The following is a 23,275-nucleotide window of genomic DNA, read 5'->3' on the forward strand; positions in this document are numbered from 1 at the left end:
GACCGCACTATTTTACCCCGTAGTGTACGTCCTGGCGGCGGGTAAACGCCATTATGTTATCCATATCACTCTAAATTGTTTTTTTGATGTTACCAAAAGCGCGTTCCTTTGCTATTATGAGCGATATCGAACATTTTTGAGCTTTAACGAAAGTGCATGAGGGTGTTATGGAAACCAAAGATCTGATTGTGATAGGCGGTGGCATCAACGGTGCCGGTATTGCGGTTGATGCCGCAGGACGCGGTTTATCCGTGCTGATGCTGGAAGCTAACGATCTCGCCTGCGCGACGTCGTCCGCCAGCTCCAAGCTGATCCACGGTGGCCTGCGCTACCTGGAACACTACGAATTCCGCCTGGTCAGCGAAGCGCTGGCCGAACGCGAAGTACTGCTGAAAATGGCTCCGCATCTGGCGATCCCGATGCGTTTCCGCCTGCCACATCGCCCGCATCTGCGTCCGGCGTGGATGATCCGCATTGGTCTGTTTATGTACGATCATCTGGGTAAACGCACCAGCCTGCCGGGTTCGACTGGTTTGCGTTTTGGCTCAGAGTCGGTCCTTAAGCCTGAAATCGTGCGCGGTTTCGAATATTCCGACTGCTGGGTGGACGATGCGCGTCTGGTGCTGGCTAACGCGCAGATGGTCGAGAAGAAAGGCGGCGAGGTGAAAACCCGTACCCGCGCGACCGCCGCACGCCGCGAAAACGGCCTGTGGATTGTAGAAGCGGAAGACGTGGATACCGGCGAGAAGTTCAGCTGGAAAGCGCGCGGTCTGGTGAACGCCACCGGCCCGTGGGTAAAACAGTTCTTCGATGACGGTATGCACCTGCCTTCTCCGTACGGCATCCGCCTGATCAAGGGCAGCCACATTGTGGTGCCGCGTGTGCATACCCAGAAACAGGCTTATATCCTGCAAAACGAAGACAAGCGCATCGTGTTTGTGATCCCGTGGATGGACGAGTTCTCCATCATCGGCACCACCGACGTAGAGTACAAAGGCGATCCGAAAAACGTAGAGATCGACGAGAGTGAAGTCAGCTACCTGCTGAAAGTGTACAACGCGCACTTTAAGAAACAGCTGGCGCGCGATGACGTGGTCTGGACCTACTCCGGCGTGCGTCCGCTGTGTGATGACGAGTCTGACTCACCGCAGGCCATCACCCGTGACTATACGCTTGATATTCATGACGTGGACGGTCAGGCGCCCCTGCTGTCGGTGTTTGGCGGTAAGCTCACCACCTACCGTAAACTGGCGGAGCACGCGCTGGAGAAACTGGCGCCGTATTACAAAGGCATCGGCCCGGCGTGGACGAAAGGCGCCGTGCTGCCTGGCGGCGATATCGGCGATAACCGCGACGATTACGCCGCGAAGCTGCGCCGTCGCTTCCCGTTCATTACCGAAGGAATGGCGCGTCACTATGCCCGCACCTACGGCAGCAACACCGAACTGTTCCTCGGCGACGCGAAAGAGATTGCCGATCTGGGCGAGCATTTTGGCCATGAGCTGTACGAAGCCGAGCTGCGCTATCTGGTGGAACACGAATGGGTGCGCCGTCTGGACGATGCCATCTGGCGTCGTACTAAAGAAGGGATGTGGCTGAATGCCGAGCAGCAGTCTCGCGTGGCGCAGTGGTTGCAGCAGCATGCGGGAAAGCGTGAACTGTCGTTGGCGTCGTAATTGAAAAAAAGCCGGGTGGCGGCTCCGCCTTACCCGGCCTACTCGATCCCGTAGGCCCGGTAAGCGCAGCGCCACCGGGCTTTGTTTTTACAACCGCACCGGATCAATATGCCAGATATTCTCGGCATACTCTTTGATGGTCCTGTCCGACGAGAAGTACCCCATGTTGGCGATGTTATGCATCGCGGCGCTGGTCCACTTCTCCGGCTGACGGTACAGTTCGTCCACCTTATCCTGACAATCCACGTAGCTGCGGTAATCCGCCAGCACCTGATAGTGATCGCCAAAGTTAATCAGCGAGTCCACCAGATCGCGATAGCGTCCGGGCTCCTCAGGGTTAAACACGCCGGTGGCGATTTGCGTCAGCACCTGGCGTAACTCTTCATCCTCTTCATAATACTCACGCGGCGAGTAGCCCTGCTTGCGCAGCGCCTCCACCTCTTCCGCCGTATTCCCGAAGATAAAGATATTCTCCGCCCCCACATGCTCCAGCATCTCGACATTTGCGCCGTCCAGCGTGCCGATAGTCAGCGCGCCGTTCAGGGCAAACTTCATGTTGCTGGTGCCGGATGCTTCCGTCCCCGCCGTGGAAATCTGCTCAGAGAGATCCGCCGCCGGAATAATCAGCTGCGCCAGGCTCACGCTGTAGTTCGGGATAAACACGACCTTCAGCTTATCGCCAATGTCCGGATCGTGATTCACCACCTTCGCCACATCGTTGATGAGATGGATGATGTGCTTCGCCATGTAGTACGCGGAGGCCGCCTTACCGGCAAAGATTTTCACGCGCGGCACCCACTCCGCCGTCGGGTCAGCCTTAATGCGGTTGTAGTGGGTAATGACGTGCAGGACGTTCATCAGCTGACGCTTGTACTCGTGGATACGTTTGATCTGCACGTCGAACAGCGCTTTCGGGTTCGCCACCACGTTCAGATGCAGCGCCAGCCAGACCGACAGACGTTTCTTGTTCAGCAGCTTGGCTTCGCGCACGGCTTTGTTCACCGTCGGGAAATCAATGTGCTGCTCAAGCTCGCTCAGCTGGCTCAAATCGGTGCGCCAGGTGCGGCCAATGTTCTCATCCAGAACGTCGGAGAGCGGCTGGTTCGCCAGCGCCAGCCAGCGGCGCGGGGTGACGCCGTTGGTCACGTTGCAGAAACGCGTCGGGAAGATCTTCGCGAAGTCCGCAAACAGCGACTGCACCATCAGGTTCGAGTGCAGCTCTGACACGCCATTCACCTTGTGGCTGATCACCACCGCCAGCCAGGCCATGCGTACGCGGCGACCATTGGATTCATCAATGATCGAGGCGCGGCTCAGCAGACCGGTATCGTTCGGGTACTGCTCCTGCAAGGTCTTGAGGAAGTAGTCGTTGATCTCGAAGATGATTTGCAGGTGGCGCGGCAGAATTTTGCCGAGCATATCCACCGGCCACGTCTCCAGCGCTTCACTCATCAGCGTATGGTTGGTGTACGAGAACACCTGGCAGGTTACTTCAAACGCGTCATCCCAGCTGAACTTATGCTCGTCAATCAGCAGGCGCATCAGCTCAGGGATCGACAGCACCGGATGGGTATCGTTGAGGTGAATGGCGGTTTTTTCCGCCAGATTCGCATAGGTCTTGTGCAGCTGATAATGACGGCTGAGGATATCCTGAATCGTTGCCGAGACGAGGAAATACTCCTGACGCAGGCGCAACTCGCGGCCTGAGTAGGTCGAGTCATCCGGATACAGGACGCGTGACACATTCTCGGAGTGGTTTTTATCTTCCACCGCCGCGAAGTAGTCACCCTGGTTGAATTTACCCAGGTTAATCTCGCTACTGGCCTGCGCGTTCCACAGGCGCAGGGTATTGGTCGCATCGGTGTCGTAGCCGGGGATGATCTGGTCATAGGCCACGGCGAGGATCTCCTCGGTTTCCACCCAGCGGGATTTTTTCCCTTCCTGCTGAATACGCCCGCCAAAACGCACCTTGTAGCGCGTGTTGTGGCGCTTGAACTCCCACGGGTTACCGTACTCCAGCCAGTAGTCTGGAGACTCTTTCTGACGACCATCCACGATGTTCTGCTTGAACATACCGTAGTCGTAGCGAATACCGTAGCCGCGCCCCGGCAGCGCCAGCGTCGCCAGTGAATCGAGGAAACAGGCGGCAAGACGCCCGAGACCACCGTTACCCAGCCCCGGGTCGTTCTCTTCGTCAATCAGCTCTTCTAAATCCAGCCCCATCTCTTCCAGTGCGTTTTTGACGTCGTCATAAATCCCGAGCGATAACAGCGCATTGGAGAGGGTGCGACCAATCAGAAACTCCATCGACAGGTAATACACCTGTCGCGTCTCCTGCGAAAGCTGGGCGCGGTTGGAGCGCAGCCAGCGTTCGACCATACGGTCACGCACCGCAAACAGCGTGGCGTTCAGCCACTCATGTTTGTTGGCAATAACGGGATCTTTCCCAATGGTAAACATCAGCTTATAGGCGATGGAGTGTTTCAACGCCTCAACGCTGAGCGTGGGGGAAGAGTAGCTAAATGGAGCATTCATATCAGTAACTTCGCCTCGTTACATCAAGCGTTGATAAAGGTCGCGGTAGGACTGCGCCGCAACATGCCAGCCAAAGTCCATGGACATCGCCTGACGTTGTACGTAACGCCACAGGGATGGACGGGACCACAAGACGAAAGCACGCCGGATCGCCCGAAGCAGCGACCAGGCATTACTGTCCTCGAAAACAAACCCGCTGGCGATACCGTCCGCCAGGTTTTCCAGGGAGCTGTCAGACACCGTATCCGCCAGCCCGCCCGTGCGGCGTACCAGCGGCAACGTGCCGTATTTCAGACCATAGAGCTGCGTCAGGCCGCAGGGCTCGAAGCGGCTCGGCACCAGAATCACGTCCGCGCCGCCCATGATGCGGTGCGAGAACGCTTCGTGATAGCCAATCTGCACGCCCACCTGCCCCGGATGTTCCGCCGCGGCCGCAAGGAAACCTTCCTGCAATACCGGGTCGCCCGCGCCGAGCAGCGCCAGCTGGCCGCCCTGCTCCAGTAATCCCGGCAGCGCTTCCAGCACCAGATCCAGCCCTTTCTGGCTGGTCAGGCGGCTGACCACCGCAAACAGCGGCACCTTGTCGTTGACCTTCAGCCCCATCGCAATCTGTAGCTGGCGCTTGTTCTCCGCTTTGTCCTCCACGGAGTCGCGACCATAGCGCGCCGCCAGCAGGAGGTCCGTTTCCGGATTCCAGATCTGTTCATCCACGCCGTTCAGAATGCCCGACAGGCGACCTTCACGGTGGCGCTGTTGCAGCAGCCCTTCCATACCGTAACCGAACTCCGGCTGGGTAATTTCCCGCGCGTAGGTTGGGCTGACCGCCGTGATGTGGTCGGCGTAGTACAGACCGGCCTTCAGGAACGAAATCTGTCCGTTAAACTCCAGTCCGTGCATGTTAAAGAACGACCATGGCAGATCGATGTCATTCATATGATGCGCGTAATACATGCCCTGATACGCCAGGTTGTGCACCGTAAACACCGATTTGGCCGGGTGCCCCTTCGCCGCCAGATACGCAGGAGCCAGCCCCGCATGCCAGTCATGCGCGTGCACCACGTTCGGACGCCAGAACGGATCCAGTCCGACGGCCATTTCCGCCCCCACCCAGCCGAGCAGGGCAAAGCGCATCACGTTATCGGTATAGGCGTACAGGTTGGTATCGTGATACGGGCTGCCGGGTCGATCGTATAAATGCGGGGCATCAATCAGGTAAATCCCTACGCCATTGTAATGTCCAAACAGCAGGGTGATACGTCCCGCGAAGGTCTCGCGACGGGTAACAACCTTTGCATCGGGAATACCGCGCCGGATATCCGGAAAAGCGGGCAACAACACGCGGGTATCCACCCCTCCGGCGATTTGCGCCGCTGGTAATGCACCAAGAACATCCGCCAGGCCGCCCGTTTTTAACAACGGGAACATCTCAGAACATACGTGTAAAACCTGCATCATCGCTCCTGTTTGATTTGCAGCTTCCGCAACATTTCCCGTGTTACTAACACGATCCCCTCTTCCGAACGGTAGAAACGACGCGCATCTTCTTCCGCGTTTTCCCCAATCACCATCCCTTCGGGAATGATGCAGGCACGATCGATAACGCAGCGACGCAGACGACATGAGCGCCCTACCCAGACATCCGGCAGCAGAACTGCCGAATCGATATTACAGAATGAGTTTATACGCACGCGCGGGAACAGCACGGACTGCACCACCACCGAACCGGAGATAATGCAACCGCCAGAGACCAGCGAGTTGAGCGTCATGCCGTGGCTGCCGGAGCGATCCTGGACGAACTTCGCCGGCGGCAACGATTCCATATGCGTGCGAATCGGCCAGTTCTGGTCGTACATATCCAGCTCAGGCGTGACGGACGCCAGATCGAGGTTGGCTTTCCAGTACGCTTCCAGCGTTCCCACATCGCGCCAGTAAGGCTCCGCATTCGGATCGGACTGCACGCAGGACAGCGGGAAGGGATGTGCATACGCCATGCCAGCTTTGGTAATTTTCGGGATGATATCTTTACCGAAGTCGTGGCTGGAGTTTTCGTCTTTGCCGTCCTCTTCCAGCAGTTCATAAAGGTAATCGGCATCAAAGACATAGATCCCCATGCTGGCGAGCGATTTGGTGTCGTCGCCCGGCATGGTTGGCGGGTTCGCCGGTTTTTCGACAAAGTCGATAATCTTGTCGTCGCCATCTACATGCATCACGCCAAACGCGGTTGCTTCCGCAACAGGCACCGGCAGACACGCCACGGTGCAGCGCGCCCCTTTTTCGACGTGGTCGATCAGCATGTGGGAGTAATCTTGCTTGTAGATGTGGTCCCCGGCGAGGATAACGATGTATTCCGCGTTATAGCGGCGAATGATGTCGAGGTTCTGAGTCACGGCATCCGCCGTGCCGCGGTACCAGTTCTCCCCGTGAACGCGCTGCTGCGCCGGGAGCAGATCGACAAACTCGTTCATCTCTTCGCTGAAGAATGACCAGCCGCGCTGAATGTGCTGCACCAGCGTGTGCGACTGATACTGGGTAATGACGCCAATACGGCGAATGCCTGAGTTCAGGCAGTTGGACAGTGCAAAATCGATAATACGGAACTTACCACCAAAGTGAACGGCCGGTTTGGCGCGCTTGATGGTCAAATCTTTCAGACGGGTACCACGCCCGCCCGCGAGTATCAGGGCAACTGTTTTTAATGGTAGCTGGCGCGCCAACATTAACGGATCGTTCTTCTCTAATCTAACCATGACTAACTCCTTTTTTATCATCTTTGGAATACGCACACTCCGTGCGCAGGCCCGTGCCAGACAGCCATAACAACCGGATTATCCGCTCCGGCAAAGGGAGGAATGGCTCGCCATTCCCCGTCAGGTAAAACAATCTCTGCGACGTCATCCGTCGCGTTCAGCGTCACCAGCCACGCATCCGAAAGCAGGATTTGCAGACAGGGTATGCCGTGTTGCCACTCTTGCGCGCTTAACGGTTGCGCGTCTTTATTCAGCCAGCGAACGTTTCCGTCGCCCTCTTCCCACCAGCGGTCGGCGGTGAGCGCGGGAATGCGCTGGCGAAGATGGATCAGCGCCGCGGTGAAATGGGTCAGCCCGCTGTTCGCTTCTCCCCAGTCGAGCCAGGTCAGGGTGTTGTCCTGGCAATAGGCGTTGTTGTTGCCGTGCTGGCTGTGGCCGTGCTCATCGCCCGCCAGCAGCATCGGCGTGCCCTGCGACAACAAAAGCGTCGTCAGCAGCGCATGAACGCTGGCGCGTCGCCGCTCGATCACATCCAGACTTCCGCCTAACCCTTCTATACCATGGTTGAAGCTATGGTTATTGTTAGTCCCATCGCGATTCTCCTCGCCGTTTGCCTCATTGTGTTTCTGATTGAAACAAACGCAGTCGCGCAGCGTAAAACCGTCGTGTGCCGTCAGCAGGTTAATGGTGGCCGACGGACGTTTGCCGTCACGCTTGAAGAGATCGCTGGAGCCGGCAAAGCGACCGGCAAACTCCCCCAGCGACAGATCGCGCGTCAGCCAGAAGCGGCGGATGGCATCGCGGAAGTGGTCGTTCCACTCGGCAAACAGCGGCGGGAAATTCCCCACCTGATAACCGCCCTCGCCGATGTCCCAGGGCTCCGCGATCAGCTTAACCTTTGAGAGCACCGGGCAGTTTTTGATGGCCTCAAACAGCGGCGCCTGCTGGCTGAACGCCGGGGTGCGCCCCATCACCGGCGCCAGGTCGAAACGAAAACCGTCCACGTGGAACGTCTCAACCCAGTATTTCAGGCACTCGTACGCGTAATGCGTAACGGCCGGATGACTGAGGTTGAGGGTGTTACCGCACCCGGTCCAGTTCTCGTAATCGCCGTCGTCCCTGATCCAATAATAGCTACGGTTATCGATTCCGCGCTGTGAGAGCGTCGGGCCGTCAAGATCGCTTTCCGCACTGTGGTTCAGCACCACGTCCAGAATGACCTCGATACCCGCCGCGTGAAGCGCCTTCACCGCATCGCGAAACTCATCCCGTGCCTTCTCCGGCTGCACCGCGTAGCGCGGGTCGAGGGCGAACATCGCCAGCGGGTTGTAGCCCCAGTAGTTGCTTAACCCAAGACGCTGTAGCCGCGGCTCGCTGGCGAAATGCGCCACGGGCAACAGCTCCAGCGCGGTGATCCCTAAGTGCTTCAGGTACGCGACCATCGTCGGATGCCCAAGCGCTTTGTAGGTGCCGCGCATCTCTTTAGGGATTGACGGGTGCAGATATGTCAGCCCTTTAACGTGGGCTTCATAAATAACGGTGTTGCCCCACGGCGTGCGCGGCGGGGCATCGTCTTCCCAGTCGTAGAGATCGTGCACCACCACGCTTTTGGGCGCGACGGGCGCGCTGTCGCGGTGGTCAGGTTCGCCGTAGCCAACGTGGAACAGCGAGTCATCTTTAAACTCACCGTCCACGCGGTGCGCGCACGGGTCAATCAGCAGCTTCGCCGGGTTAAACCAGTGCCCCTGAGAGGGCTCCCAGGGGCCGTGTACGCGAAAACCGTAGTGCATCCCCGGCCGTCCTCCGGCCAGGTAGCCATGCCAGGTATCCCCCGTGCGCGCCGGTAAATCGTAACGGTGCTCGTTACCTTCCCCGTCAAACACACAGAGTTCCACCCGCTCCGCATGGGCGGAAAAGAGCGTGAAGTTCACCCCCTTTCCGTCAAAGCTCGCCCCGAGCGGTTCGGGTTTACCTGCCGTGAGCTGCGTCATTCTCCCTCCCGCACCAGCCAGATTGTGCTCAGCGGCGGCAGCGTCAGGCTCAGGGAGTTCGGACGGCCGTGGCTTTCAATGGCATCGCTCTGCACCAGCCCGCCGTTACCCGCGTTGCTGCCGTGGTAGTGCATGGAGTCGGTATTGAGAATTTCGCGCCATTTGCCCGGCTGGTTAATGCCGAAGCGGTAGTGTTCGCGCGGCACCGGCGTGAAGTTGCTGGCGACAATGATCTCGTTACCCGCCTTGTCGCGGCGCACAAAGACAAACACCGAGCGCTCGTGGTCGTCCACCACCAGCCACTCAAAGCCGTATGGATCGAAGTCCAGCTCGTGCAGCGCTTTATGGTGGCGATAGGTCAGGTTCAGGTCGCGGACCAGACGCTGTACGCCATGGTGCCAGTTGTCCGCACCTTCCAGCAGATGCCAGTCAAGGCTGGTATCGTGGTTCCATTCGCGCCCCTGGGCAAATTCGTTACCCATAAACAGCAGCTTTTTGCCCGGGAAGGCGAACATCCAGCCGTAGTAGGCGCGCAGGTTGGCAAACTTCTGCCACGCGTCCCCCGGCATGCGGTCGAGAATGGATTTTTTGCCGTGCACCACTTCATCGTGCGACAGCGGCAGCATGAAGTTTTCGGTGTAGTTGTAGAGCAGCCCGAAGGTGAGTTTATCGTGGTGATACTGACGATAAACCGGGTCGAGCTTCATGTAGTCGAGCGTGTCGTGCATCCAGCCGAGGTTCCACTTGTACCAGAAGCCCAGGCCGCCCATTGCCGGTGGACGGGAAACGCCCGGGAAGTCGGTGGACTCTTCCGCCATGGTCACGGCGCCTTCCACCTGCTCGCCGATAATGCGGTTGGTGTTGCGCAGAAACTCGATCGCTTCGAGGTTTTCACGGCCGCCATACTCGTTCGGGATCCACTCCCCCTCTTTGCGGCTGTAGTCGCGGTAAATCATCGACGCCACCGCATCCACGCGCAGGGCATCAATGCCGAAGCGCTCGATCCAGTACAACGCGTTCCCGACCAGGTAGTTCGATACTTCACGGCGACCGTAGTTGTAGATCAGCGTGTTCCAGTCCTGGTGATAGCCTTCGCGCGGGTCGCTGTGCTCGTACAGCTTGGTGCCGTCGAACTCTGCCAGCGCAAAATCGTCCGACGGGAAGTGGCCCGGCACCCAGTCGAGGATCACGTTCAGCCCGGCGGCGTGCGCGGCATCGATGAAATAGCGGAAGTCATCGCGCGTGCCGAAGCGGCGCGTGGGCGCATACAGCCCGGTTGGCTGATAGCCCCAGCTGCCGTCGAACGGGTGTTCGTTGATCGGCAGCAGCTCCAGATGGGTAAAGCCCATCCATTTCGCGTACGGCACCAGCTGGTCCGCCAGCTCGCGATAGCTCAGCCAGAAGTTGTTATCGGTGTGGCGACGCCACGAGCCGAGATGCACCTCATAAACGGAGATCGGCGCATCGAAGCGGTTAGCCTGCTTGCGCTCTTCCGTCTGGACAACCTTCTCCGGCAGGCCGCAAATCAGCGAGGCGGTATTCGGGCGCAGTTCGGCCTCAAAGGCGTACGGGTCGGATTTAATGCGCAGCTTGCCGTTGGCATCGATCATCTCGAATTTGTAGAGCTGACCGTTGTGCGCGCCGGGGATAAACAGCTCCCAGATGCCGGTTTCCCGGCGCAGGCGCATGGGGTGACGACGACCGTCCCAGTAGTTGAACTGCCCGACGACGGAGACGCGCTGGGCGTTTGGCGCCCATACGGCAAAACGCGTGCCGGTGATACCGTCCATGGTATCCGCATGGGCACCCAGCGTTTCGTAGGGGCGTAAATGGGTCCCTTCGGACAGCAGCCAGGCGTCCATCTCTTTTAAGAGCGGGCCGAAGCTATAGGGATCGTCAATCAGGTTTTGCTGACCGTGCCAGATAACGGCAAGCTGATAACGAAAAGGATTTTTACGGCGGGGCATGACGCCCGAGAAGAAGCCACGCGAGTCGAGGCATTCCAGATTACCCACCTTGCGGCCGGTTTTGGGTTCGATAACCCACACTTCTGTTGCATCCGGTAACAGCGCCCGAACTTCCAGCCCGGCCTCTGTACGGTGCATCCCTAGCACAGAAAAGGGGTCGGCAAAGTGACCCGCAATAAGCGCATTAATCACGTCTCTCGAAATACGATCGGACATGGTATTCATCCTGTTTTTTTATGTCGCCCTTTTTACGCGCTCCGGGACGACTTTTAATGTGACCTAAACGGTGCAGTTAATCCTCTCTGCTCCGCCCTACCCTCAGGTGAGAAATAAATCTTCCTTAAAGCATAGCCAACGTCGTGGGTCCTCCTGATAAAAAATAAGACATCTGCGTTTTACTCCATGTAGTACGCAAAAAAAGGGGGTGACAATCACCCCCCGTGTTTAACAAATTATTACGCCAGCTGGCGCAGCATGCGGCGCAGCGGCTCGGCAGCACCCCACAGCAGCTGATCGCCAACGGTGAACGCGGAGAGGTACTCCGGCCCCATGTTCAGCTTGCGCAGACGCCCAACCGGGGTGGTCAGCGTGCCGGTCACGGCTGCCGGGGTCAGTTCGCGCATGGTGATATCGCGATCGTTTGGCACCACTTTCGCCCACGGGTTGTGCGCGGCCAGCAGCTCTTCCACGGTCGGAATAGACACATCTTTTTTCAGTTTAATGGTGAAGGCCTGGCTGTGGCAGCGCAGCGCGCCGATACGCACGCACAGACCGTCAACCGGAATGGTGTTCGCGGTGCCGAGGATTTTGTTGGTCTCAGCCTGGCCCTTCCACTCTTCGCGGGTCTGGCCGTTATCCAGCTGTTTGTCGATCCACGGGATCAGGCCACCGGCCAGCGGTACGCCAAAGTTATCTACCGGCAGCTCGCCGCTGCGGGTGAGCTGAGTGACTTTACGCTCGATGTCGAGGATTGCGGACGCCGGGTCTGCCAGCTCGGTTGCGACGCTCTGGTGCAGCTGGCCCATCTGGGTCAGCAGTTCGCGCATATGACGCGCGCCGCCGCCGGAGGCCGCCTGGTAGGTCGCCACGGAGACCCACTCCACCAGATCCTGTGCGAACAGACCGCCGAGGGACATCAGCATCAGGCTGACGGTGCAGTTACCGCCAACAAAGGTTTTCACGCCGTTGTTAAGCCCGTCGGTGATGACGCCCTGGTTAACCGGGTCGAGAATAATGATCGCATCGTCTTTCATGCGAAGCGAAGAGGCCGCGTCAATCCAGTAGCCCTGCCAGCCGCTTTCACGCAGCTTCGGATAGATTTCGTTGGTATAATCGCCGCCCTGGCAGGTCACAATAATGTCGAGTGCCTTCAGCGCTTCCAGATCGTAAGCGTCCTGCAACGTGCCTGTGGTACCCCCAAAGGACGGTGCAGCCTGGCCGAGCTGGGAAGTGGAGAAGAAGACCGGGCGGATGGCGTCGAAATCGCGCTCTTCAACCATGCGTTGCATGAGTACAGAGCCGACCATACCGCGCCAGCCGATAAAACCAACGTTTTTCATAGCATTTTTTTCCTGCAAGGGGTGTGTGCTGATTGTGCAAGCCAGTATTGAACTGGGATATGCTTCACATTACAAAATGCTGCCAAAGTCGCAAGCGAAATTAATCGATGATTGCCCGGCAATCAGAAAAAGTGCTAATCATCGCAATGACCACAATAAGTATCAGGGATAATTTAAGATGAGTGAAATCATTTCCGCAGCGGTTTTATTGATCCTGATTATGGATCCGCTCGGTAATCTGCCGATCTTCATGTCGGTGCTGAAGCACACCGAGCCGAAGCGCCGTCGGGCGATCATGATCCGCGAGTTGCTCATCGCCCTGCTGGTGATGTTTATCTTCCTGTTCGCCGGTGAAAAAATCCTCGCTTTCCTGAACTTACGCGCCGAAACGGTCTCCATTTCCGGCGGGATAATTTTGTTCCTGATTGCCATTAAGATGATTTTCCCGAGCGCGGAGGGCAGCAGCAGCGGCCTGCCTGCGGGTGAAGAGCCGTTTATCGTGCCGCTGGCGATCCCGCTGGTCGCCGGGCCAACGATTCTGGCGACGTTGATGCTGCTGTCGCATCAGTATCCAAATCAGATGAGCCATCTGGTGATTGCCCTGCTGATCGCCTGGGGCGGGACGTTTATTATCCTGTTGCAGTCGTCGCTGTTCCTGCGCCTGCTGGGTGAGAAAGGGGTGAACGCGCTGGAGCGCCTGATGGGGCTGATTCTGGTGATGATGGCAACGCAGATGTTCCTGGACGGGATCCGGGCGTGGATGAAAGGATGAAGATGTAAAAAAGCCGGGTGGCGCTTGCGCTTACCCGGCCTACGGGACCTGAGTTTTTTGTAGGTCGGGTAAGGCGAAGCCGCCACCCGACAAAATACGCCCTCTGCGGCCTGATGCCCTCACCCCAACCCTCTCCCTGTGAGAGAGGGAGAAAACCGGGATTAGCTCAGCAGCGTAAACGCAATCATCCCGACAATCGCACCCGTCGTGCCGAGGATGGTTTCCATCAGCGTCCAGGTTTTCAGGGTTTGCGCTTCGGTTGCGCCGGTAAATTTACCGAACAGCCAGAAGCCCGCGTCGTTCACGTGAGAAACCACAATCGAGCCACCCGCGATACAGATAGAGAGTGCCGCCATCTGCGCACCGGAGTAGTTCAGCTGTTCAATCACCGGCATCACCAGACCCACGGCGGTTAAGCACGCTACGGTCGCGGAGCCCTGAATGATACGCACCGCCGCAGCCAGCACGAAACAGGTGACTGCAATCGGCAGCCCCATCCCGGTCAGCGCTTCGCCCAGCGCCGGACCAACGCCGGAATCCACCAGCACCTGCTTGAACACGCCGCCCGCCCCGATCACCAGCAGGATAATCCCCGCCGGTTGCAGCGCGGCACCACAGATCTCCATCACGCGGTCTTTCGGCATGCCCTGACGCATCGCCAGGCCGTAAATTGCTACCAGACACGCCACCAGGATCGCGGTGAACGGATGACCAATAAACTCAAACCACTCGTAAGCGGTTGACCCCACCGGCACAAAGCGCGCAGCGATGGTTTTCAGGCCCACCAGCACCAGCGGCAGCAGGATCAGCGACAGACTGAAGCCGAAGGATGGCATTTTGCCCTCGCCCAGGTGCGGCTCGGTGATGTCATCCGGAATGTGCAGCTCAACGTAGCGGCTGATGAAGTTGCCCCACAGCGGACCGGCGATAATCATCCCCGGAATTGCCGCGCACAGGCCAATCAGGATCATCCAGCCAAAGTCAGCATGCATCTGGGAGGCCAGCAGCATCGGGGCAGGCCCCGGCAGCAGAAACGCCGCCGCCGCCGCCACGCCCGCAAACAGCGGAATGACCAGCTTCACGAGGTTAGTACCGGTATGGCGCGCCATGGAGAACGCCACGCTAATCAGCAGCACCACCGCCACTTCAAAGAACAGCGGCAGCGCGCAAATCAGACCGGCCAGACCAATCGCGTAGTGCGCACGGCTGTGCCCGAAGGATTTCAGCATCTTGACCGCAATCTGATCGACCGCGCCCGTCTCGTGCAAAATCTTGCCAAACATCGCGCCCAGCGCCACCACAATGGCCAGGAAGCCGAGCGTGCCGCCCATCCCTTTTTCCATCGTCGCCGCGATTTTGTCGAGCGGCATGCCGGAAAAGAGACCGGCACCAATAGAAACCACCATCAAAGCAACGAAGGCGTGCATACGTGCCTTCATCACTAAAAACAGCAGCAGCAATACGGAACCCACTGCTGTCAAAACTAGCGTTAATGTACTCAAAACTTACTGCCTTTTATTAATAACCTCGATGGTGCTGGCAACAACACCTTCCAGCGGCTGATCGATATCAACCACTAAGACATCCTGCTCGTCAGCACCCGGCTCCTGCAACGCTTCGAACTGCGTTACCAGCATCTGGGTTTTGAAGAAGTGGCCTTTACGCGCCTTCAGGCGGCTTTCAATCACCCCAAAATCGCCTTTCAGGTAGATGAAAGAGAGGTTCGGGTTGCCGTCGCGCAGCAGGTCGCGATAGGTTTTTTTCAGCGCGGAACAGACGATCAGGGAGACTTTATTGGTGCGCTGCATCGCGAACGCGGCGTCATTCAGCGCCTGCAACCACGGTTTGCGGTCGTCGTCGTTCAGCGGCTCGCCGGAAGCCATTTTCATGATGTTGCTGCGCGGATGGAGGAAGTCACCATCAAGAAACGCAGCCTGGAGTTGATGCGCCACTTCGCTCGCCACGGCAGATTTACCGCTACCGGACACGCCCATCAGGACGTAAACGTGGTGATCGTGATTAGTCGTGCTCAAAGGGTGTCCCTCAGTCAATTGTTACGGGTAACAGTTATCGGTAACATTGTCCTGCCGGGGCATATGAGAAGCAATATCCAAACGTGCGCGAAGTGAATAAGTGTGAGCTACTTCAAATTTGTCGGATTAAATAGATCCACCTGGTGACAAGGTGAAACCTAAATCTAACATTTTAGGGGTAACTGCCTCACCACGAATGCGCGCCAGCAGGCGTTCTGCACCAATGCGGCCCATGCGTTCACGCGGGGTCAGGACGCTCGCCAGACGCGGCTCCATCACCTGGCCAATGTCGTGGCCGTGGAAGCCGGCAATCGCCATATCATCCGGGATTTTTAAACCCAGACGCTGGCACTCAAACGCGGCGCCGACCGCAAGGTCATCGTTGGTGCAGAAAATACCGTCCAGTTGCGGATACTCGCGTCGCGCCTGACGCATCAGCTCAATGCCCGACGTGTAAGAAGAAGATTGCTCCACCATCACGCTGTACGGGGTTAAACCGGCGTCGAGCATCGCCTGCTCGTATCCCTTCTGTTTGATGATAGTACGTTCATCCAGACGCGCACCCAGATAGGCCACATGGCGATGACCACGGGCGATGATCGCCGCCGTCATCTGACGCGCCGCTTCAAAGTTATCGAACCCCACGGCGATGTCGAGGCACGGCGACTGGCTGTCCATCAGTTCCACCACCGGAATGCCTGCCACTTCAATCATTTTCAGCGTGCGCGGGGTGTGAGTACGTTCCGTTAAAATCAGGCCGTCGATGTTCCAGGAAAGCATCGATTCAAGACGTTCCTCTTCCAGTTCCGGCTTGTACCCGTAGTGGGCGAGCATGGTCTGATAGCCAAACGCATCGGTGACGCTTTCGATGCCACGCAGCACTTCGGCGAATACCTGGTTGGTTAAGGAAGGAAGCAGGACGCCCACCGCACGGCTGGTCGCATTGGAGAGAATATCGGGCGCGCGGTTGGGGATATAACCCAGTTCATCAAGGGCGGCGGCAATCTTGCCACGCAACGCCACGGAAACCTGTTCCGGGTTACGTAAAAAACGGCTGACCGTCATTTTGGTCACACCGACGCGATCGGCGACATCCTGAAGTACGGGGCGTTTCTTTTTCATCGTCCTGAGAAATCTTGAAGTGAGAGATTTGCTCAGTTTATCACGGACAAAGCTTAACCTTCCCCGTTTAAAGGGAAGGTTGAGAAATTATTTAGACCGGCGGCAGGTCAAACAGCAGAATTTCACTTTCGCTGTCGGCATGCACGGAGAGCGCCTGCTCATCCCAGACTGCCAGGCCATCGGCGGTTGTCGCTTTGGTGCCGTTGATGGACACCTCCCCTTTCACCACCTGGATCCACACGCGGCGGTTGGCGGCAATCTGGTGTACAGACTGTTCATCTTTCGCCAGCGCCCAGCGGTACAGCTCCATATCCTGATGCACTTTCAGGGAACCTTCACGCGCATCCGGGGAGAGCACCAGCTGTTTGCCCTGTTTCGCGTCGAAGCGGCGCTGCTCGTAGCGTGGCGTGATGCCGGTCTCTTCTGGAATGATCCAGATTTGATACAGGTGCAGTTTTTCCGTTTTGCTCGGGTTGTACTCCGAGTGACGCACCCCGGTCCCCGCGCTCATAATCTGGAACTCGCCCGCCGGAACCTGCTCTTTGTTGCCCATGCTGTCCTGGTGCTCAACCGCCCCTTCCAGCACATAGGTCAGGATTTCCATGTCTTTGTGCGGGTGGGTACCGAAGCCCTGGCCTGCATCAATCACGTCGTCGTTAATGACGCGCAGTGCGGAGAAGCCCATAAAGTTCGGGTCGTAGTAGTCGGCAAACGAGAATGAATGCCATGAGTCCAGCCAGCCATGATTCGCGTGACCACGTTCGTTTGCTTTGCGTAAGTAGATCATTGTTTTCACCCTCAGTTCGTTTCGATGGAGTAAGTGTGGACGCAAACGCCCTGGGATCATAGAGGGTGAAAATTGACTCCTCTGTTCAAAAATTTAGAACAAGCGAAGAGGAGCCATTTTTGCTTATCTGGCGAGGGTTACCGTGGCAGGAGAAGCCTGTTCGAAGGCCCGTTCGAGGATTTCCAGATTGGTCAGAACGTCAGATTCCTTGACGTAATTCGGCGCACCGTTGGTGAGGGTGTCATACAGCGCATCGTAGACGCGTCCATAGTCGCCCGTTTCCGGCTTCAGCGCTTCCCTGACCGTCACGCCCTCGTCGTTCACGTACTCCAGAACGCCCACGGAATCATCTGCCGCAAAGCCCGGTTCACCCGGCATGATATTGGCCTTCAGGCTGGTCTCCTGCTGGTCAATACCGTACTTGATAAAGGAGCCTTTCTTGCCGTGAACGATAAATTTCGGGTAGTCGATTTTCACCAGATGGCTGGTTTTAACGATGGCTTTCAGGTCGCCGTAGAACAGCTGCGCTTCAAAGGTATCGTCCGGGTTGGCCTTATTGCGCAGGCTGCGGATGTCATACGCCACGTGGTCCGGGCGGCCAAACAGGGAGATGATCTGGTCCATGGTGTGCACGCCGAGACCGTAGAAGGAGCCATCCTGCGGCAGTCCGGGCTGGGTTTCCGCCACCGGGCGGTAGTAATCGAAGTGGCTTTCGATTTCCACGATCTCGCCGAGTTTGCCGCTTTCAATCGCCTTTTTCGCCGTCAGGAAGCAGCTGTCAAAGCGACGGTTCTGGTACGGCGTGACGGTCAGCCCTTTGCTTTTCGCCAGCGCGAACAGCTCCTTCGCTTCGGCGAGGGTCGGGGTGAACGGTTTTTCCACCAGCACGTTTTTACCCGCTTCCAGCGCGCGTTTCGCGTAGTCAAAGTGGCTGTCGGCGTGGGTACAGACCACCACCAGCTTCACCTGCGGGTCGTTAAGCACCTCATCAAGATCGCTGGTGAAATGAATATGGGAATACTGCGGAGACTGCTCTTCTGGCTTCGCGCGGCGGCGATAGATATGGGCCACGTGCCAGGTCTCTTTACGGTTGAGAACATACGGAAGGTGGTAACGCGTGGTGCTTTTGCCAAATCCAATAAATGCACAATGTAGTGTCATGGCTCAGTCCTTTTGGAAGGTTACTGGGTTTTACCATAGCGCATGTTTTGCCCTCACCCCAGCCCTCTCACGGTGGGAGAGGGAGAAAAAGGACAAAAAAAAAGCCAGCGAGAAGCTGGCTAAAGTAATACTGGAAGCAATGTGAGCAATGTCGTGCTTTCAGGTTCCCGTAGGAGGTCTTCCTGAATGCAGAGCAATAATAATCATTCTCATTCGCACTTGTCCAACACTTTTTGCAAAAAATAGCGATTGACTCAACTTTTAAAGTCACTGATGTTGGAGGGGACTTTTAACTGACTGAGGAACAAGGAATGAGTGAGATAGTGATACGCCACGCTGAACCGAAAGATTACGACGCCATTCGTCAGATCCACGCCCAGCCGGAGGTGTACCACAACACGCTACAGGTTCCTCATCCTTCAATGGAAATGTGGCAAATGCGGCTAGGCGAACAGCCGGGCATTAAACAGCTGGTTGCCTGCATTGATGATATCGTGGTCGGCCACCTCACCATTGATGTCGTCCAGCGACCACGCCGCAGCCACGTTGCCGATTTCGGTATCTGCGTTGGCGCACAGTGGCATAACCGCGGCGTGGCCAGCGCGCTGATTCGCACCATGATCGATATGTGTGACAACTGGCTGCGCGTCGACCGCATCGAGTTAACGGTGTTTGTGGATAACGAACCGGCAATCGCGGTGTACAAAAAGCACGGGTTTGAGATTGAAGGCACCGGCAGGCGCTACGCCCTGCGCAACGGCGAATATGTGGACGCGTATTATATGGCGCGTATGAAGTAGTTTGTTGCCGGGTGGCGGCTTCGCCTTACCCGGCCTACGTTCGTGCCGTTCCAGGCCCGGTAAGCGCAGCGCCACCGGGCAAAAAAATCAATACCCCGCCGTTAAATCATCCACCGAACGCGGGTCCGATGCGCCAAAAAGCGCCCCGTCCGGCCCGACCATAATGCTCTGGGTGCTGCCCATCGCCTCCTTCACCGCCACCTTCTGCCCACGCTGCTCAAGCAGCTTAATGGTGTCCGGGCTAAAGCCCTTCTCGACGCGCAGCTCGTCCGGCAGCCACTGGTGGTGGAAACGCGGCGCATTGGTCGCTTCGGCAACGTTCATCCCAAAGTCGATGCTGTTCACCACCATTTGCAGCACGGTTGTGATAATCCGGCTCCCGCCAGGGCTGCCGGTCACCAGCCAGGTTTTGCCGTCTTTCACCACGATGGTGGGCGACATGGACGACAGCGGGCGCTTCTTCGGCCCGACCGCATTCGCATCGCCGCCGACCAGGCCGTAGACGTTCGGCACGCCCGGTTTGGCGGAGAAGTCATCCATCTCGTTGTTCAGCAAAATACCGCTGTTGCCCGCCACAATCCCGGTGCCGAAGGTGGTGTTAAGCGTGTAAGTTACCGCCACCGCGTTACCGTCTTTGTCCACGACCGAGAAGTGGGTGGTCTGGTTACTTTCATACGGCGCCAGCTTGCCCGGGCGGATCTCGCTCGACGGCTTAGCCTTGTTGATGTCGATCTCGTCGGCAATTGATTTGGCATAGGCTTTGTTGGTCAGCGCCTGCCACGGCACCTTAACGAAGTCCGGATCGCCAAGGTATTCCGAGCGGTCAGCGTAGGCGCGCTTCTCCGCCTCCGCCATCACCTGCATGGCATCGGCGCTACCGAAGCCGAACTTGTGCATATCGAAGTTTTCCAGAATATTGAGGATCTGCACGATGTGAATCCCCCCGGAGGACGGCGGCGGCATGGAGAAGACCTCGTAGCCGCGATAGGTGCCGCTGATCGGCTCGCGCTCCACCGCCTTATATTCCGCCAGATCCGCTTTGGTGATCAGCCCGCCGTTCTTCTGCATCTCATCGGCAATCTGATCGGCAATCGGCCCTTTATAGAAGGCGTCCGGGCCGTTTTCAGCAATCAGTTCGAGACTTTTTGCGAGGTTCTTCTGCACCAGCTTATCGCCCTTCTTCAGCGGCTCGCCGTCTTTCCAGAAGATAGCCTTGCTGTTCTCATGATTGGGAATAACTTCGCTGCCGTAGGTTTTGAGGTCGTCCGCCAGCGCGTCGTTGACGACGAAGCCGTCGCGCGCCAGCTTGATGGCAGGCTGCACCACTTTATTCAGCGGCAGCGTGCCGTATTTTTCCAGCGCCAGCGAGAAGCCCGCAACGGTGCCCGGCGTGCCGGAGGCAAGGTGCGAGGTCAGAGATTTTTTACTGTCCGGATTGCCCTGATCGTCGAGGAACATATCGCGGGAGGCCTGGTTCGGCGCCATCTCACGGAAGTCGATGGCCGTGGTTTTACCGTCTTTGGTGCGCAGCATCATAAACCCGCCGCCGCCCAGGTTCCCCGCCTGTGGATGCGTCACCGCCAGCGCATATCCCACCGCGACCGCCGCATCCACCGCGTTACCGCCCTGCTTAAGAATATCGACGCCCACCTGCGTTGCCAGCGCGTCCACCGAGGCCACCATGCCGTGCGTCGCCCGCACGGGGTGAAAAACATCCTCCTCCACGCCGTAAGAGACCGGAGGAGCGGCGGGCGGGTTGGCCGCCACGGTAAATGTGCCGCCTGCCATCAGCGCAGCGATGGCGACCCAGCGCAAAAAGGTTGGTTTCATCATTATTGTTCTCCAGGTGAAGGGGTCCATATTCCCCGCTTAAGCCTGGTTCACAACTCTTAAAAAATCATCGTTATGCCGGAATCAGGGTAAACTTAAGAGAAGCCTCAAAGGAGGAGATAACCATGAAACGATTACTGATCCTGACCGCGCTGCTTCCGTTCGCCGCGCTCGCACAGCCAATCAACACCCTGAACAACCCGAACCAGCCGGGCTACGTCATTCCGAGCCAGCAGCGTATGCAGACGGAGATGATGAGCCAGCAACAGCAGCAGAAAGGGATGCTCAATCAGCAGTTAAAGACGCAGACCCAGGTGCAGCAGCAGCACCTGCAAAACCAGATGAATACCAACACCCAGCGCGTGCAGCAGGGCCAGATGCTTGAACAGCCGCTGCCAAACTCAAACGGTGGGATGTTAGGAGGCGGGGTATCGCAAAGCAGCGGTCAGCAGCACATGCTGCCGACCCAGCAGAACGGCAGTATGCTTAATAAATAAAGTTCGGCCCGATCTGGTCAATCGCATCGGTACAGATGCTGTCCACGCCCCAGCGCAGCAGCTCGGCTGCACGCTGGGGTTTGTTGACGGTATACACCAGGATATGCAGACCGGCCTCCTTCAACAGCGTCACGCGCACTTCATCCAGCAGCTTATGGTTGAGGTGGATCGACACGCAGCCTAAGCGGGTCGTCAGCGCGCGCCAGTCTTCTCGCCACGCATCCAGCAGCAGCCCGCGCGGCAACTCCGGAACGGCAGCCTGTGCGGCTTCCAGCGCGTCGATGTCAAACGACGATAACAGCGGCGCGGTCATACCTTCCCACAGCTCGCGCGCGGCAAGGGCAATCACTTTACCCGTCAGCGGCCCGGTGCCGGTGGTCGGTTTGATTTCGATGTTGGCCATCATGCCGTGTTGACGACAGCGGTCCGCCACTTCCGCCAGCAGCGGCAGCGGTTCGCCTTTAAATTCGCCGCTGTACCAGCTTCCGGCGTCCACCTTCAGCAGATCGCGCCACGGCAGTTCGCCCGCCACGCCCCAGCCGTTGCTGGTGCGTTCGAGATTGTCGTCGTGCAGCAGGAAAATTTCGCCGTCCTTCGACAGCTTCGCGTCGAACTCGATCATCGTATGGCCGTAGCGCGCGCCAACGTCAATTGCCGCCAGGGTGTTTTCCGGCGCCAGTTTACCGCCGCCACGGTGGGCGACGATGTGGGGGTAAGGCCAGTTGCTCATACTCGTTGTCCTGTTTCACCGTCAAATAAGTGCAGGTGATTTTCCGGCATATGCAGCCACAGCGTGCTGCCTGCCTTCGGGCGCTCCTGGTGCGGCAGACGCACCACCAGCTTTTGCTCGCCCCAGCGCCCGTGCGCCAGGTTGTCTGCGCCCAGCATCTCCAGCGTGTCCATCACCAGCGGCACGCCGCCGTCCGCCTGAGACGTCAAACCAATATGCTCCGGGCGGATACCGAGCGTCATCTTACGCCCGGCGTAGCCACGATAGTACCAGTTGATCGGCAACGCCATCCCGCTTTCCAGCTCGAAGTGGGTTCCCGCCGCATTGATCCGCCCGTCCAGCAGGTTCATCGCCGGGCTGCCGATAAAGCTCGCCACAAAACGGCTGGCCGGTTTTTCGTAGACTTCCACCGGGGTGCCAATCTGCTCGGCGATGCCTTTGTTCATCACCATCACGCGCTGGGCGAGGGTCATGGCTTCAACCTGATCGTGGGTCACATAGAGGGACGTGGTTTTCAGGCGGCGATGCAGCTGCTGTAGCTCAAGGCGCATCTGCACGCGCAGTTTGGCGTCGAGGTTTGACAGCGGTTCGTCGAACAGGAATACCGCCGGATCGCGCACGATGGCGCGCCCCATCGCCACGCGCTGACGCTGGCCGCCGGAAAGCTCGCGCGGACGGCGCTTGAGCAGGCCGTCCAGCTCCAGAATGCGCGCGGCCTCTTTCACGCGCTCCTCGATATGGCCTTTGCCCATACCGCGGATTTTCAGCCCCCAGGCCATGTTCTCTTCCACGCTCATGTGCGGATAGAGGGCATAGTTCTGGAATACCATCGCGATGCCGCGATCTTTGGGTTCCATCTCGGTGACGCGCTGGCGGTCAATCCAGATATCCCCGGACGTTACGCGCTCCAGCCCCGCCACCATACGCAGCAGCGTGGATTTGCCGCAGCCGGACGGGCCGACCATCACGATAAATTCCCCGTCCGCCACGTCGAGCGTCAGCGGCTGAATGACCTGGGTTTTGCCGTCCCAGCTTTTGGTTACTGCCTGTAATTTTAAACCTGCCATC

General features: G+C 57.9%; 18 protein-coding genes. 4 read left to right on the forward strand and 14 right to left on the reverse strand.

Annotation, left to right across the window (positions count from 1 at the left end):
* Positions 1 to 167: 167 nt before the first annotated feature.
* Positions 168 to 1,676 (forward strand): glycerol-3-phosphate dehydrogenase, encoded by a 1,509-nt coding sequence (glpD, locus tag ACNQ0W_RS03155; RefSeq protein ID WP_045338551.1) that lies wholly within the window; start codon positions 168 to 170, stop codon positions 1,674 to 1,676.
* 87 nt (positions 1,677 to 1,763) lie between these two features.
* Here glpD and glgP read toward each other — a convergent pair whose 3' ends face one another.
* The 6 genes from glgP to asd all read right to left on the reverse strand — a co-directional run bounded on the left by glgP (position 1,764) and on the right by asd (position 12,475).
* A complete protein-coding gene (glgP, locus tag ACNQ0W_RS03160) occupies positions 1,764 to 4,211 on the reverse strand; it encodes a glycogen phosphorylase (RefSeq protein WP_006812256.1) in 2,448 nt (815 codons plus the stop codon).
* 18 nt (positions 4,212 to 4,229) lie between these two features.
* Positions 4,230 to 5,663, reverse strand: a complete 1,434-nt coding sequence (glgA, locus tag ACNQ0W_RS03165; RefSeq protein ID WP_017384140.1) for a glycogen synthase GlgA — start codon at positions 5,661 to 5,663, stop codon at positions 4,230 to 4,232.
* Positions 5,663 to 6,958 (reverse strand): glucose-1-phosphate adenylyltransferase, encoded by a 1,296-nt coding sequence (gene glgC, locus ACNQ0W_RS03170; protein WP_062933362.1) that lies wholly within the window; start codon positions 6,956 to 6,958, stop codon positions 5,663 to 5,665. Before glgC ends, glgA begins: the two co-directional genes overlap by 1 nt.
* Positions 6,959 to 6,975: 17 nt before the next feature.
* Entirely contained in the window at positions 6,976 to 8,949 is a 1,974-nt protein-coding gene (glgX, locus tag ACNQ0W_RS03175) for a glycogen debranching protein GlgX (RefSeq protein WP_017384138.1), read from the reverse strand.
* Complete coding sequence (gene glgB, locus ACNQ0W_RS03180) at positions 8,946 to 11,132, reverse strand: 1,4-alpha-glucan branching enzyme (protein ID WP_062933361.1); 2,187 nt, start codon at positions 11,130 to 11,132, stop codon at positions 8,946 to 8,948. The genes glgX and glgB overlap by 4 nt, the downstream gene beginning before the upstream one ends.
* Positions 11,133 to 11,371: 239 nt before the next feature.
* Positions 11,372 to 12,475, reverse strand: a complete 1,104-nt coding sequence (asd, locus tag ACNQ0W_RS03185) for an aspartate-semialdehyde dehydrogenase (RefSeq protein ID WP_062933360.1) — start codon at positions 12,473 to 12,475, stop codon at positions 11,372 to 11,374.
* Positions 12,476 to 12,653: 178 nt separating this feature from the next.
* On the opposite strand from asd, the gene yhgN reads away from it, so the two are divergent.
* Positions 12,654 to 13,247, forward strand: coding sequence for an NAAT family transporter YhgN (yhgN, locus tag ACNQ0W_RS03190; protein WP_003861574.1), 594 nt, complete (start codon positions 12,654 to 12,656; stop codon positions 13,245 to 13,247).
* A gap of 161 nt (positions 13,248 to 13,408) precedes the next feature.
* Here the strand turns inward: yhgN and gntU are convergent, their stop codons facing one another.
* From gntU to ACNQ0W_RS03215, 5 genes are all read right to left on the reverse strand, one after another.
* Complete coding sequence (gntU, locus tag ACNQ0W_RS03195) at positions 13,409 to 14,749, reverse strand: gluconate transporter (RefSeq protein WP_014833577.1); 1,341 nt, start codon at positions 14,747 to 14,749, stop codon at positions 13,409 to 13,411.
* Positions 14,750 to 14,752: 3 nt separating this feature from the next.
* Positions 14,753 to 15,280, reverse strand: coding sequence for a gluconokinase (gene gntK / locus ACNQ0W_RS03200; protein ID WP_003861569.1), 528 nt, complete (start codon positions 15,278 to 15,280; stop codon positions 14,753 to 14,755).
* Positions 15,281 to 15,406: 126 nt separating this feature from the next.
* Positions 15,407 to 16,402 carry a gluconate operon transcriptional repressor GntR gene (gene gntR, locus ACNQ0W_RS03205; RefSeq protein ID WP_003861567.1) on the reverse strand — a complete coding sequence of 332 codons (996 nt, stop codon included), beginning with the start codon at positions 16,400 to 16,402 and terminating at the stop codon, positions 15,407 to 15,409.
* Between the two features lie 91 nt (positions 16,403 to 16,493).
* Positions 16,494 to 17,189 carry a pirin family protein gene (locus ACNQ0W_RS03210; RefSeq protein WP_003861565.1) on the reverse strand — a complete coding sequence of 232 codons (696 nt, stop codon included), beginning with the start codon at positions 17,187 to 17,189 and terminating at the stop codon, positions 16,494 to 16,496.
* Between the two features lie 123 nt (positions 17,190 to 17,312).
* Positions 17,313 to 18,350, reverse strand: a complete 1,038-nt coding sequence (locus ACNQ0W_RS03215; protein ID WP_062933359.1) for an oxidoreductase — start codon at positions 18,348 to 18,350, stop codon at positions 17,313 to 17,315.
* 311 nt (positions 18,351 to 18,661) lie between these two features.
* Between ACNQ0W_RS03215 and yhhY the strand changes: the two genes are divergently transcribed.
* On the forward strand, positions 18,662 to 19,150 hold the full coding sequence (yhhY, locus tag ACNQ0W_RS03220) for an N-acetyltransferase (RefSeq protein ID WP_417933171.1): 489 nt from the start codon (positions 18,662 to 18,664) through the stop codon (positions 19,148 to 19,150).
* Between the two features lie 87 nt (positions 19,151 to 19,237).
* Here yhhY and ggt read toward each other — a convergent pair whose 3' ends face one another.
* The gene (ggt, locus tag ACNQ0W_RS03225; protein WP_072203352.1) at positions 19,238 to 20,983 is read right to left on the reverse strand and encodes a gamma-glutamyltransferase; all 1,746 of its coding nucleotides are present in this window, start codon (positions 20,981 to 20,983) and stop codon (positions 19,238 to 19,240) included.
* 122 nt (positions 20,984 to 21,105) lie between these two features.
* Between ggt and ACNQ0W_RS03230 the strand changes: the two genes are divergently transcribed.
* Positions 21,106 to 21,477 (forward strand): DUF2756 family protein, encoded by a 372-nt coding sequence (locus ACNQ0W_RS03230; RefSeq protein WP_015571465.1) that lies wholly within the window; start codon positions 21,106 to 21,108, stop codon positions 21,475 to 21,477.
* Here ACNQ0W_RS03230 and ugpQ read toward each other — a convergent pair.
* Together ugpQ and ACNQ0W_RS03240 are read right to left on the reverse strand one after the other, a co-directional pair.
* A complete protein-coding gene (gene ugpQ / locus ACNQ0W_RS03235; protein ID WP_039269587.1) occupies positions 21,467 to 22,207 on the reverse strand; it encodes a glycerophosphodiester phosphodiesterase in 741 nt (246 codons plus the stop codon). The two genes, ACNQ0W_RS03230 and ugpQ, sit on opposite strands and share 11 nt — an antisense overlap.
* Complete coding sequence (locus ACNQ0W_RS03240; RefSeq protein ID WP_022649656.1) at positions 22,204 to 23,274, reverse strand: sn-glycerol-3-phosphate import ATP-binding protein UgpC; 1,071 nt, start codon at positions 23,272 to 23,274, stop codon at positions 22,204 to 22,206. The genes ugpQ and ACNQ0W_RS03240 overlap by 4 nt, the downstream gene beginning before the upstream one ends.
* Between the last annotated feature and the right edge of the window lies 1 nt (position 23,275).

It is taken from the genome of Enterobacter cloacae complex sp. 6730903 (genome assembly GCF_048283985.1).
GTDB lineage: Bacteria > Pseudomonadota > Gammaproteobacteria > Enterobacterales > Enterobacteriaceae > Enterobacter > Enterobacter hormaechei_C.